General features: G+C 66.2%; 13 protein-coding genes. 6 read left to right on the forward strand and 7 right to left on the reverse strand.

What is annotated here, in order from left to right; genetic code table 11:
* Positions 1–9 precede the first annotated feature (9 nt).
* A complete protein-coding gene (locus tag ACZK0Z_RS21510; protein WP_049427222.1) occupies positions 10–1230 on the forward strand; it encodes an RtcB family protein in 1221 nt (406 codons plus the stop codon).
* Positions 1231–1339: 109 nt separating this feature from the next.
* Here the strand turns inward: ACZK0Z_RS21510 and ACZK0Z_RS21515 are convergent, their stop codons facing one another.
* Together ACZK0Z_RS21515 and ACZK0Z_RS21520 are read right to left on the reverse strand one after the other, a co-directional pair.
* Entirely contained in the window at positions 1340–2245 is a 906-nt protein-coding gene (locus tag ACZK0Z_RS21515; RefSeq protein WP_049427223.1) for an NAD(P)/FAD-dependent oxidoreductase, read from the reverse strand.
* On the reverse strand, positions 2235–2693 hold the full coding sequence (locus ACZK0Z_RS21520; RefSeq protein WP_459004604.1) for an Rrf2 family transcriptional regulator: 459 nt from the start codon (positions 2691–2693) through the stop codon (positions 2235–2237). Before ACZK0Z_RS21520 ends, ACZK0Z_RS21515 begins: the two co-directional genes overlap by 11 nt.
* A 184-nt stretch (positions 2694–2877) precedes the next feature.
* Here ACZK0Z_RS21520 and ACZK0Z_RS21525 point away from each other — a divergent pair, with 184 nt between their 5' ends.
* Entirely contained in the window at positions 2878–4998 is a 2121-nt protein-coding gene (locus ACZK0Z_RS21525; RefSeq protein ID WP_100443717.1) for a methyl-accepting chemotaxis protein, read from the forward strand.
* Positions 4999–5089: 91 nt separating this feature from the next.
* Here ACZK0Z_RS21525 and ACZK0Z_RS21530 read toward each other — a convergent pair whose 3' ends face one another.
* On the reverse strand, positions 5090–5992 hold the full coding sequence (locus ACZK0Z_RS21530) for a LysR family transcriptional regulator (RefSeq protein ID WP_049426727.1): 903 nt from the start codon (positions 5990–5992) through the stop codon (positions 5090–5092).
* Between the two features lie 105 nt (positions 5993–6097).
* On the opposite strand from ACZK0Z_RS21530, the gene ACZK0Z_RS21535 reads away from it, so the two are divergent.
* Together ACZK0Z_RS21535 and dkgB are read left to right on the forward strand one after the other, a co-directional pair.
* A complete protein-coding gene (locus ACZK0Z_RS21535) occupies positions 6098–7312 on the forward strand; it encodes an MFS transporter (RefSeq protein WP_197632927.1) in 1215 nt (404 codons plus the stop codon).
* Between the two features lie 86 nt (positions 7313–7398).
* Positions 7399–8208: a 2,5-didehydrogluconate reductase DkgB gene (gene dkgB, locus ACZK0Z_RS21540; protein WP_197632925.1), complete on the forward strand. Its 810-nt coding sequence runs from the start codon at positions 7399–7401 to the stop codon at positions 8206–8208.
* Positions 8209–8276: 68 nt separating this feature from the next.
* On the opposite strand, the gene ACZK0Z_RS21545 is transcribed toward dkgB, so the two are convergent.
* The 3 genes from ACZK0Z_RS21545 to ACZK0Z_RS21555 form a co-directional block, all read right to left on the reverse strand.
* On the reverse strand, positions 8277–9830 hold the full coding sequence (locus ACZK0Z_RS21545; RefSeq protein ID WP_295547574.1) for an ATP-binding response regulator: 1554 nt from the start codon (positions 9828–9830) through the stop codon (positions 8277–8279).
* A gap of 208 nt (positions 9831–10038) precedes the next feature.
* The gene (locus tag ACZK0Z_RS21550; protein ID WP_336339723.1) at positions 10039–10353 is read right to left on the reverse strand and encodes a hypothetical protein; all 315 of its coding nucleotides are present in this window, start codon (positions 10351–10353) and stop codon (positions 10039–10041) included.
* A gap of 180 nt (positions 10354–10533) precedes the next feature.
* The gene (locus tag ACZK0Z_RS21555; protein ID WP_157804702.1) at positions 10534–10701 is read right to left on the reverse strand and encodes a hypothetical protein; all 168 of its coding nucleotides are present in this window, start codon (positions 10699–10701) and stop codon (positions 10534–10536) included.
* 39 nt (positions 10702–10740) lie between these two features.
* Between ACZK0Z_RS21555 and ACZK0Z_RS21560 the strand changes: the two genes are divergently transcribed.
* Positions 10741–11517, forward strand: a complete 777-nt coding sequence (locus ACZK0Z_RS21560; RefSeq protein WP_197632923.1) for an ElyC/SanA/YdcF family protein — start codon at positions 10741–10743, stop codon at positions 11515–11517.
* Here the strand turns inward: ACZK0Z_RS21560 and ACZK0Z_RS21565 are convergent.
* Positions 11480–12181, reverse strand: a complete 702-nt coding sequence (locus tag ACZK0Z_RS21565; protein WP_197632921.1) for an alpha/beta fold hydrolase — start codon at positions 12179–12181, stop codon at positions 11480–11482. The genes ACZK0Z_RS21560 and ACZK0Z_RS21565 overlap by 38 nt on opposite strands.
* A 139-nt stretch (positions 12182–12320) precedes the next feature.
* On the opposite strand from ACZK0Z_RS21565, the gene ACZK0Z_RS21570 reads away from it, so the two are divergent.
* Complete coding sequence (locus ACZK0Z_RS21570; protein ID WP_049426729.1) at positions 12321–12701, forward strand: YbjQ family protein; 381 nt, start codon at positions 12321–12323, stop codon at positions 12699–12701.
* Positions 12702–12724 lie beyond the last annotated feature (23 nt).

A 12724-nucleotide genomic window follows, 5' to 3' on the forward strand; every position in this document is an offset into this window, starting at 1 on the left:
CACGAAGACATGGACACTCAACACAACTATCAATGGCTGCACGCCCAGGGCACCACGCCGATCAAGGGCTGGGTCAACGGCGTTCCGCTGGAAGCGCAGGCGCATGAGCAGCTGCGCAACATCGCTGCGATCCCGTTCGTCGGGCCGTGGGTGGCAGTGATGCCGGACGTGCACCTGGGCAAGGGCGCGACCGTGGGCTCGGTGATCCCGACCCGTGGCGCGATCATTCCGGCCGCGGTCGGCGTCGACATCGGCTGTGGCATGGCCGCCGTGCGCACCACACTGCGCGCCAACGACCTGCCCGATGACCTGCGGCAGCTGCGCAACAGCATCGAGCGCAGCATCCCGGTCGGCAACGGGCGCGGCGGCGAGCACCAGCGCATGCCCGACAGCATCCACACCCGGTTGGTGCAGTCCGGGCTGGCCGCCGGGCTGGAGAAGATCAAGGACAGGCACCGCAGGATCCGCACCGACAAGCTCGACCGTCAGCTGGGAACGCTGGGCGGTGGCAACCACTTCATCGAACTGTGCCTGGACGAGACGGATACGGTGTGGGTGATGCTGCACAGCGGCTCGCGCGGCACCGGCAACCTGATCGGCACCTACTTCATCGAAAAGGCGCGCGAGGAGCTGGCACGGCGCGTGCTCGGCTTCCACCTGCCGGACAAGGACCTGGCGTTCTTCATGGAAGGCGAGCCGCTGTTCGATGATTACGTCGAAGCCGTGTCGTGGGCGCAGGACTACGCCCGGCAGAACCGCGAGGCGATGATGTCGCGCGTGCTGGCCGAGATGCGCCACCGCTTGCCGAAGTTCCAGCTGGCGGCGATGGCGGTGAACTGCCACCACAACTACGTGCAGAAGGAGACGCACCACGGCCAGGAACTGCTGGTGACGCGCAAGGGCGCGGTCAGTGCGCGCGAGGGCGAGCTGGGCATCATTCCCGGCAGCATGGGCACGCGCAGCTACATCGTGCGCGGCAAGGGCAACGCGGACAGCTTCCACAGCTGCAGCCACGGTGCCGGCCGGGTGATGAGCCGTGGCGCTGCACGCCAGCAGATCACGCTGGCCCAGCACCGCGAGGCCACCGCGCATGTGGAATGCCGCAAGGACAGCGGCGTGCTGGACGAGTCACCGGCGGCGTACAAGTCGATCGATGATGTAATGGCCGCCCAGCTGGACCTGGTGGACGTGGTGCACACGCTGCGGCAGGTGCTGTGCGTGAAGGGATGATGGAACGGTGCCGGCCAGGGCCGGCACCCACCGCGCTCGATTGCGGTAGATCCACGCCATGCGTGGATCGAACGGCGCCGGGCAAGGTCGGCAGCTACCGGCGCAGCGATCAACGCGGCACGCTGTCCTCGCCCACCAGCGCATGGTGCACACCAATGCCCGCACGCACGCCTTCGGCAGCGGCCAATGTGATGTTGCCGACCGTCGTCGCATCGCCTGCGGCATACACGTTCGGCACCGAGGTCTGCTTCATCATGTCGACCTCGATCAGCACCCCCAGCGGGCTCTCGACCAAGGTGCAACCGAGCTGCTGCACCAGCGGCGTGGCCATCGCCTGGGTGGCCGGTACGAACAGCGCACGCTGGGCGATGCGGCGGCCATCGGCCAACTCCACTTCCAGCCAGGTCGGCTGGTCACCCTGCACGCCCACCACCGGCGCGGTCTCGATCTGCACGCCGCGCTGCTGCATGGCGGCCTGCTCCTCATCGGTGATCGGCAGGCCTTGGCTGAAGAAGGTGACATTTCCCCAATCGGCGAACAGCGGCGCCTTGCTGGCGGACATCGGGTGACCACCAAGCAGGCCGATGGCGCCACCACCCACTTCGTAGCCATGGCAGTAGGGACAATGCAGCACGGTACTGCCCCAGCGCTCGGCCAGCCCCGGCAGGTCCGGCAGCTGGTCGGCGATGCCACTGGCCAGCAGCAGCTTGCGTGCGGCCAGGACCTGGCCATCGGCGGTACGCAGTTCCACGCCTTCAGCGCTGGCGGTGGCCTGCACGGCTTCGGCATGCACCCAACGCACCGTGGGGTAGTCCAGCAGCTGCTGGCGCGCGGTCTTCAGCAGCTCGGCGCCACTGATGCCATCCAGCCCGAGCACCCCGTGCGAATGACTGGCGAAACGGTTGCGCGGCGAACCGGCATCGATGACCGTAACCGGGCGACGGGCACGGGCCAGGATCAGGCCGGCGGCAATGCCGGCATAGCTGCCGCCGACGATGAGCACATCAGGATTCATGCGGACCTTCCAGGGAACGGTGATGGGCGAGATGGCGGGCGAAGTCGGCGCCGAGCTGGTCCAGCGTGGTCGCTTGCAATCGCTGTTCAAGCATCCGTTGTGCCTCGCGCGCGCCCTCCAGCAGGGCGCTGTTGACCAGCTGCTGGATCGGGCAGCCGCCGCTGGCGTCGCGGGTACCGACCTGCACCAGCGGCGGCGCTCCCACCGCCAGATAGATGTCGTGCAGGGTGATCGCTGCGGCATCGCGGGCCAGCTGGCTGCCGCCGCCATGACCACGGGTGCTGCGCACCAGGCCGGCCTTGTGCAGCTGTGCCAGCAGGCGGCGGATCACCACCGGAGGATGGGTCGGCAGGCACGACGCCAGCTGCTCGGAGGTGCGCGGGGCGGCATGGCCGACCAGATGCGCCATCACGTGCAGGGCGTCGGAAAGGGGATTCGCGGATTTCATGTAACAACGATAGTTACATTTAAATCCTCTGTCGAGGGTCTTCTTTCGTTCCATATGGACACATTTGTCCTATGAAATATCTCCTTCACATCACTAAACGAAACGGGAATGTGATCCAAGTCGCACTTCAGAGAGAAGTGGCACCGGTCGATACCGAATCGCCCCTTCCCGAGAGTCCCTCCCCATGAATGCGTCTGTCCGTGCTCCGCGCCTGCAGTCCAAGCTGCTCGGCGCGGTTTCCGTTGGTCTTGCCGTGGTCCTGCTGTGCGCTCTGGCGGGCCTGGCCTCCGCCTGGTTGAAGCTTTCCACCGAGGTTCCGCCCGAAGTCGCGCACAGCCGCGACGCCGAACGCCTGCAGCGCGAGTTCCGCGGCCAGGTGCAGGAATGGAAGAACGTGCTGCTGCGCGGCCACGACGACGCGCTGCGCCAGCGCCATCTGGACGCCTTCGACAGCGAGGGCCGCCTGGTCGAGCAGCTGGCCAAGAGCCTCACAGCCAGTCCGGACGCGCGTACGCGTGAACTGGCACAGGCCTTCATCGGCCTGCACACACAGCTGCAGAAGGACTACCACGCCGCCCTGCAGGCGTTTGCGGAGGCCGGCTACGATCCCGCCGCCGGCGACAACCTCGTGCGCGGCAAGGATCGCCCGGTGGCTACGGCACTGGATGCACTGAGCACGCATGCCACGCAGGTGGCGGAGACGGCCGTGGCGGCACGGTCGCAGCAGGCGCGGCAGACCCTGCTGCTGTGTGCCTCGTTGACCGTGCTGGCCGCCGTGCTGCTGCTGATGGGCCTGGCCTGGTGGCTGCGACGCGCGGTGGTGCAGCCGGTGCTGGCGGTGGAAGCCGCCGCCCGCGCGGTGGCCGCCGGCGACCTGCAGCACGTGGTGCAGGTGCGCAGCCGCGACGAGATTGGACGCCTCGCGCAAGCCATGCAGGCGGTGCAGTCCACGCTGCGCGGCGTGCTGGATGCGCAGACTGCGATGGCACAGGCACACGAGGCCGGCACCATCAGCCACCGCATGGACGCCAGCGCGTTCCCCGGCGCCTTCGGCACCATGGTGGCCGACTGCAACACGCTGGTCGACGCACATATCCAGGTGAAGATGCGCGCGATCTCGATCATGGGCCGCTATGCCGTCGGCGACCTCAGCCAGGACATGGAACGCCTGCCCGGCGAGAAGGCCGTGATCACCAACGCACTGGATACGGCCAAGGCTAATCTCGGCGTGATCAACGGCGAGATCCGCCGCCTGGCCGAAGCCGCTGCCGCCGGTGACTTCAGCCAGCGCGGCGACAGCGCACGCTTCGAGCATGATTTCCGCGCGATGGTCGATGGCCTCAACCGTCTGATGCAGACCACCGAGCTGAACCTGGGCGAGGTTTCCAGCATGCTGCGCGCGATAGCCGACGGCCGCCTCGGCGCACGCATGCACGGTGATTTCCAGGGCGTGTTCGCGCGCATCGCCGGTGACGCCAACACCACCGCCGCGCAGCTGGCGACCATCGTCACCGACATCAAGCACGCCTCCGGCAACATCCACACCGCCGCCGCAGAGATCGCCGCCGGCAACAATGACCTGTCGCGCCGTACCGAGCAGCAGGCGGCCAATCTGGAAGAGACCGCTGCCTCGATGGAGGAACTGACCTCCACCGTGCGCCAGAACGCCGAGCATGCGCGCCAGGCCAACCAGCTGGCCATCGGCGCGCACACGGTCGCCTCGCAGGGCGGCAGCGTGGTCGGCCAGGTGGTGGCGACGATGGGCGCGATCGAGACCTCGTCGAGGCGGATCGCCGAGATCATCAGCGTGATCGATGGCATCGCGTTCCAGACCAACATCCTGGCGCTGAACGCGGCGGTTGAAGCGGCACGCGCCGGTGAGCAGGGTCGCGGCTTCGCCGTGGTGGCCAGCGAAGTGCGCACGCTGGCACAGCGCTCGGCCGGTGCCGCCAAGGAGATCAAGGCGCTGATCGAGGCCTCGGTGGAACAGGTCGGCCTCGGCGCACAGCGCGTGCGCGAGGCCGGCGACACCATGGCCGAGATCGTGGCGTCGGTGCAGCGCGTGACCGACATCATGGCCGAGATTTCCGCGGCCTCGCAGGAACAGAGCGCAGGCATCGAACAGGTCAGCCAAACGGTGATCCAGATGGATGGCACCACCCAGCAGAATGCGGCGCTGGTGGAAGAAGCCAGTGCCGCCGCACGCAGCCTGGAACAGCAGGCGAACCGATTGATCGATGCGGTGGATGTGTTTGATCTGTCGACCACCGCCGCAGCGAAGGATGCGCTGGCGCGCGCAGCCTGATCCTTTGCAGGCAGCCGAGCGTGGGCTCGGCTCTACACCGGGCCGTCAATCGTTCCGGGCTCTGTAGAGCCGAGCCTGCGCTCGGCGCACCTCAACGCAGGTAATCGCTCCGCGCCATCGCTTCACCCAGGTAATCCAGGAACGAGCTGATCCGCGCCGATACTGCGGTGTTGCGGTAATACACCGCATGGATCGGCTGGTACACGTCCAGCGTCTGTGCCGCCAGCACCGGCACCAAGGTGCCGGCGGCGCGGTCGCGGTCGGTCACGAAGTCGGACAGGCAGGTGATGCCCACCCCTTCCACCGCCAGCCGGCGCAACGTCTCGCCGCTGGACACCGCGATGTCCGGGCGCACCCGCAGCAGGCCATCGGCATCGCCCGGCAGCGGCCAGTGATTCAGCGATTCCGGCTCGTTGAAGCTGAGCAGGGTGTGCTGGCCCAGCGCCGCCACGCTGGCCGGTTCGCCATGTGCGGCCAGGTAGGCCGGGCTCGCCACCAGGCGCAGCTGGCAGCGGCCCAGCGGTCGGGCATGCAGGGTGGAATCGGCCAGCGGACCAATCCGGATCGCCAGGTCGGTGCGCCGTTCCAGCAGGTCGATGTAGCGCTCGGAGCTGTTCAGCTCCAGCTGTACTTCCGGATAGCGCGCACGATAGCCGGCGACCAGCGGCGCGATCACATGCAGCACGAACGGCATCGCCGCATCCACGCGCAGGCGTCCGGCCGGGCGTTCGCGGCGCGCCGCCATCTGCTCCTCGGCTGATTCCACCGCGTCGATGATCGCCCGCGCATGGCGCAGGTAGGCCTCGCCTTCGGCAGTCAGGTGCAGGCGGCGCGTGGTGCGGGTCAGCAGGGTGGTACCCAGCTTGTCCTCCAGCCGCCCCAGCGCACGGCTGACGCCGGAGGGCGTCTGCCCCAGCTGCTCGGCCGCGGCACTGATCGAACCGCTGTCGATCACCGCCAGGAACGCCTGCATTTCATCGAGGGTGGTTTTCATGGCGCCATTATTGACCACGCGGCAAGAGTGATTGGCGTGAAGATGGGTGTTTAGGCAAAGGTTCGACGCGCACACTGCGCGCCTTCCTTCCCTCTGGAGCCTGCCATGATCCGTGGCATTCCCCTCGCCCTGCTGGCCCTGACCCTCGGTGCCTTCGCCATCGGCACCACCGAGTTCGTCATCGTCGGCCTGATTCCAACCATCGCCGCCGACCTGCAGGTCAGCCTGCCCTCGGCCGGCCTGCTGGTCTCGCTGTACGCGCTGGGCGTGGCGATCGGTGCGCCGGTGCTGACCGCGCTGACCGGCCGCGTGCCGCGCAAGACCCTGCTGGTGGCGCTGATGGTGCTGTTCACGCTCGGCAACGTCATCGCCTTCCTGGCGCCGGGCTACACCTCGCTGATCGCCGCGCGCATCCTCACCGGCCTGGCACATGGCGTGTTCTTCTCGATCGGCTCGATCATCGCCACTGCGGTGGTACCGAAGGAGAAGGCGGCCAGTGCCATCGCCATCATGTTCACCGGCCTGACCGTGGCACTGGTGACCGGCGTACCGCTGGGCACCTTCATCGGCCAGCACCTGGGCTGGCGCGCCACCTTCCTGGCCGTGGCCGGGCTCGGCGTGATCGCACTGCTGGGCGCGCTGCTGTTCGTGCCGCGCAGCGTGCCGCAGAGCGCGCCGTCCAGCTTCCGCCAGCAGATGGCCGTGCTGGCCCAGCCACGCCTGCTGCTGGTCTATGCGATGACCACGCTGGGTTATGGCGGCACCTTCCTGGCCTTCACCTACCTGGCGCCGATCCTGCAGGACGTCACCGGTTTCTCGGCCAACGCGGTCAGCCTGGTGTTGCTGGTGTACGGCGTGTCGGTGGCGATCGGCAACCTGTGGGGCGGCCGCATGGCCGACCGCATGGGCCCGGTGCCCGCGCTGAAGCGCATCTTCGCCCTGCTGGCGGTCGTACTGTTCGTGCTCACCTTCACCGCCTGGAACATCTGGCTGATGCTGCTGACGGTGCTGGCGCTGGGCGCGGTGGCATTCGGCAACGTGCCCGGCCTGCAGGTCTATGTGGTCAAGCAGGCGCAGCGCTATGCACCGCAGGCCACCGACGTGGCCTCGGGCCTGAACATTGCCGCCTTCAACATCGGCATCGCGCTGGGTGCCTCGCTGGGTGGCCTGGTGGTGGAGCACGTCGGCCTGATGCACACGCCGTGGCTCGGCGCGCTGGTGGTACTGGCCGCCTATGCGCTGACCGTGCTCAGCGGGCGCCTGGACCGTCGTGATGGCATCGATGATCGTGCCGACGGCATCGCCGTGGCCGCGCACTGATCCATGCAATGCAGCGTTGCCGGCATGCATACGGCACCTGTCCTACCCTCTTTCCCTAGCAACTCCCTCCCCCCTTGGAGCTTTCAATGACTGTTCCCGCCTTTGGCCTTGGTACCTTCCGCCTGAAGGACCAGACCGTGATCGACTCGGTGCGCAATGCACTGGATGTCGGCTACCGCGCCGTCGATACCGCGCAGATCTATGGCAACGAAGCCGAAGTCGGCCAGGCCATCGCCGAGTCCGGCGTGCCGCGTGATGATCTGTACCTCACCACCAAGGTGTGGATCTCCGAGTTCAAGCACGATGCGCTGCTGGCCAGCCTGCGTACCAGCCTCGAAAAGCTGCGCACCGACCGCGTCGACCTGGCGCTGATCCATTGGCCCTCGCCGAACGACAAGGTCGACGTGCCGATGGAGGAGTACCTGCCGGCGCTGGCCGAAGCCAAGGCGCAGGGGCTGACCAGGGCGATCGGTATCTCCAACTTCACCATCGCCCAGACCCGCAAGGCGATCGAGATCCTCGGCGCCGATGCGATCGCCACCAACCAGATCGAGATCCATCCGTACCTGCAGAACCGCCTGCTGGTGAAGTTCCTGCAGGACAACGGCATCCACATCACCGCCTACATGAGCCTGGCCTATGGCGAGGTGATCAAGGACCCGGTGATCCAGGCCATTGCCGGCCGGCACCAGGCGACGCCCGCGCAGATCGCACTGGCCTGGGCCCTGCAGCAGGGTTACTCGGTCATTCCATCTTCGACCAAGCGCGAGAACCTGGCCAGCAACCTGGAAGCGGCCGCTATCCGCCTGACCGACGAAGACATGGCACAGATCGCCAAGCTGGATCGTGGGCACCGCCTGGCCAATCCGGAAGGCATTGCGCCGGCCTGGGATTGAGGCCCTGTTGTTGTAGAGCCGAGCCCACGCTCGGCTGCCGTATCCCTGGAGCCGAGCATGGCTCGGCTCTACTGAATGGATCCCCGGGACCCCACCTCATGCAGCATCCGCAGCACCTCGTGCACGTCCAACGGTTTGCACAGGAAGCCGGCAGCGCCCATTGAACGCGCCCTCTCGATGACCTGCAGACGCGTGTCCGCACTCATCACCAGGATGGGCGGATCTTCCGTTCTGGAGCCGATCGCTTCAAGTACGTCCCAACCGCTGCAACCCGGCATATGAAGGTCCAGCAGCACCACGTCCGGCGCAAGCGAGGCCATCGCAGCCTGCGCATCGCGCCCGTCGTTCCGGCAACTCAGCCGATGGCCCGCGCATTCCATCAACCGCTCGACCACCTGCCGGTTGGTCTCCACATCTTCGAACAGCAGGCAATGCAGGGATCGCACCGATCTCGAATGCGCCTTGAAAACCTCCTCAAGCGACGGTGACGATGCCTCGCCGATGATGGCGGGAGCAGTGAAGCGCCACGTGAACGAGGCACCGCCCCACGCACTGCGACCCACCTCGATCGTCGCGCCCATGGCATCGGAAATCAGCCGCACGATGTAGAGCCCAAGCCCAACCCCCTGCTCGCAACGTGCATCCCCCTCGCTCACCTGCACAAACGGCGAGAAGATCGATTCCTGATCGCTCTCGTCAATGCCGCGGCCGGAATCGGAGACGATGACACGCACCTGCCATTGCTCATCGATTCGGGTGCAATCAACACGCACTCGGGTTTCCCCACCCATCGGGCTGAACTTGATCCCGTTGCAGACGAGATTGCTGATCACCTGTTCGATGCGGCCCGCATCGGCCAGCATCCACACCGCAGGATCGCACTCATCGACCGTCAGCAACACGCCCTTCTCTGCAGCGGCCGCTGCGCAGCTTTCCTGCATTGCATCGAGCGTGGCCGCCAACGAACAGGGCTGGGGACGAAGCCGCAGCTTTCCACCCTCGATACTCGCCACATCAAGGACATCGTCAATGCGATGCCGCAGCGCTCTCGCCTGACGGGCCACCATCGCAAGTGCGCCGCGCCGGGCCGCCGTGGCGGTCTCCATGTCCAGCAACTGGATGCCGTTGATGATGGCGTTCAGGGGAGTTCTCAGTTCGTGGCTCATCGTTCCCACGAACCGCCCCTGGGCCTCACGCGAGGCGACGGCACGCAGTGCGATATCGCGCATGGCAGCGACCATGGTGGCGACGACGGCAGGCAGCAGGACAGTCAGCGCCAAGGCGTACGCCAGGTACGCCGGCCGCGAGGTCCAGTAACCCTCGGGCGCAGCCCACAGCAGGCCCAGCGTCGCCGCAGCGATGGCCGGAGCCATTGCCTTCCGCCCGTAGACCGTTGTCGCTGCGATCACGAGGAAAGGCAAGGTTGCATTGAGCGTCATCAGAAGAATGAAGGCCGCATCGACCTGCACGGTGACCATCATCAGGCTCAGAAGCAGGCCCGCCGCGTCGCGCCATGCCACACCGCGGTCCTTGTACAGATTCACCCACGCCGCCCATGCCACGGAAGCGAAAAGCAGCGCAATGGACGCGGGCAACACCCTCGCCGCATCGTTGGCCAGCACGGGTTGCGGTCCATCCATCCATCCAGAGCCAGCACCACAACACCGTCAGCGCCTGCAATACCACCCTGAACAGACTGGCCCTCGGCTCCTGCAGGCAGGACAGCAACAATGCGAGTCGATTCATCTCCAGTGAGCGGGCCGCCTGGAGCAGGGCGTCGGGGCCAGGCTCGAGCAGGCCAGAGCGGGCATTGGACATGGCTGGATTCCTTCAGCTGTGAGGAACGATGGAACGTTGCAGAAGACGCTGCGCGGCGGCCGCCACCCTTTGGGAGCGCCGACGTATGTGCTCCACCGTCGCCCCCGATCGAACGCACTCACCCAGGTCATCGCAGGCTTTGGCGATCATCGGGCTGCCCAGCGCCGAGGTGATGCTCTTGAGCGCATGCAGGCGCGTCAGTTCCGCATCCGGATCGCCGCAAGGCACCCTCACAGCCTCGCTCGTCCACCGCGAAATCGCTTCGTCCAATGCAGAGACAAAGCGCGGAAGCTCGCGTGGCGACATCGCTGCAATCATCCGCAGCATTGAATGCGGTCCAAGCTCTGGGCCATCGCTCCCGGCCGTTGGTATTTCCGGTTCATCCATCCGTTCGGTTGTGTGCATCTGCCTCCGCCCCGTGTCGCATTCGACCTGTTGCCGCCGATCGCTCGCGGCCAGAAACGACTTAGTGCAAGGCCATTTGCGACAACCGATCCTCCGCAAGAACTACTGCATCCGCTCGTGAATGAGCGCGGCCAACCCGGGGAAATGCCTGGAAAGCACGTATCCCAGCGCTATTCCAAGCAATATTCCGGCAAGGATGACGCTCACTCTCAAGAAGGGTGACAGTCGTTTCAGATCCATGGCATCCAGCATCCATGCAACGACGGCCATGCGCCATCGGAATCCATTCAATCTTTCCTGAGGTGCACTGTGCTGGTGTTCATCCTTCTTCTTCTGCTGGCATGTGCTGCACTGATCGCCTCACGCCGATTCCGCACCGCGGCGCTCCTGTCGGTGCTGCCCTTCATGGCCTTGTCCAGTGCAACGGGCCCGATCACGCAATGGATGCTCGACCGGGCCCAGGCCAGCCCTGCGTTCACGACACCTGCAGATCGGCCGAAGACAACGATCGTGCTGCTGGGCGGTGGCATCGAGCACCATCCCGAGGGCTCCAGCCCGGGACTGGCGGGGTACAGCCGATTGCTGGTGACGGCGCAGCGCTATCTGCTCTGCCAGCGGAAGTACGAGATCTGCAGGGTGATCGTGAGCGGAGGTGCCTCAAGAAACCGTAAGACCAGCGAGGCCTACGTCTACGCGCGCGAGCTGGCCCGTCTGGGTGTGCCGAGGGATCGCATCGAGCAGGAGGACGCCAGCGCCAACACCTGGGAGAACGCCCGGAACAGCAGCGCGATGCTCCGCCACGATCCATCGCGCGTGGTGATCGTGACCTCGGGTCTTCACCTCAGGCGAAGCCTGCTTTATTTCCAGCATTTCGGCGTGATTGCCGAAGGCCTGCCCAGCGACCGACTACGCGCCACGCCCGGCTGGCTCCCCTCGACCTTCAACCTGCTGCTGGCCGAGGTGATGTTGCACGAACGTATCGGCGTGCTTCGCTACCACGCCTACAACAGGCTGGGGTGGAACGAACCGCCGATGCCACCGATCCCCTTCAATCCACAGACAGCCACCCACGCATCGCCGCACTGACCTCGTCCGGCTTTTCCATCGGGGCCAGGTGACCGCAATCGGGCACCACCACCAGCTGCGAATGCGGCACCAACGCATGCATTTCCTCGCTCACTGCCAGCGGCGTGATGCGATCATTGGCACCACAGATGATCAACAGCGGATCACGGTAGCCGGCCAGCACGTCATGGCCGTCGCGGCGTTCCAGTGCGCTCTGGCGCAGGAACACCTCCGAACCCAGGCGGGCGGTCATGTCGCGCACGCGCTGCACCAGCACGTAATCGTCCAGCCGCGAGGCATCGATGTAGCTGCGCATCAGCGTATCGCCGAAGCCATGGAACCTGCCCGGCAGGCGTACGCTGGCGCGCTGGCTGCGGCGCTGCTCGGCGCGCTCCGGTGAGTCGGCGTGGATCGAGGTATCAACCAGCGCCAGCTGCAGTACGCGCTCCGGGGCGATGCGCAGGATCTGCTGGGCGACGAAGCCACCCAGCGAGAAACCGGCCAGGGCGAAGCGCTCCGGTGCCTGTGCCAGCACATCCTCGGCCACTGCCTGCAGGGTCTCGCCACGGGTCTGGTCACCTACGGTGCAATCGGCGATGTCGGCCAGGTCGGCCAGCTGTGCGCGCCACAGCTCGGCGTCGTTGAGCAGGCCGGGCAGCAGCAACAGGGGAATACGTTCGGTCATGCGGGTATTGTCGCGCTGGTGCGGTGACAGAACCATGCCGCAACGGGCGATTGCGCTGTAGAGTCGAGCCATGCTCGACTGCTGCACGGCCAGTCGAGCATGGCTCGACTCTACATAAGGCAGCGACAAGGATGCGACCATGGCAGACCCCTACAACAGCGGCAACCCGACGACCTCACTGGCACGTTTCGACGATTCACTGGTCACCACCGCCTTCGAGCTTCCCGGCCACCGGGTCGTGCGCAACCTCGGCGTGGTACGCGGCATCACCGTGCGCTCGCGCTCGATCGTCGGCAATTTCCTCGGTGGCATCCAGACCCTGTTCGGCGGCAACATCACCATCTACACCGAACTGTGCGAACAGGCGCGCGAGGAAACCTACCGCGACATGGTCAAGCACGCGCGACAGTTGGGCGCCAACGCGATCATCGGCATGCGCTACGACGCCACCGATGTGATGACCGGGCTGACCGAGGTGCTGTGCTACGGCACGGCCGTGGTGGTGGAGCCGGTGCGTTGATGCTGTAGAGCCGAGCCCATGCT

This window comes from Stenotrophomonas sp. 116085_Sma (genome assembly GCF_056479585.1).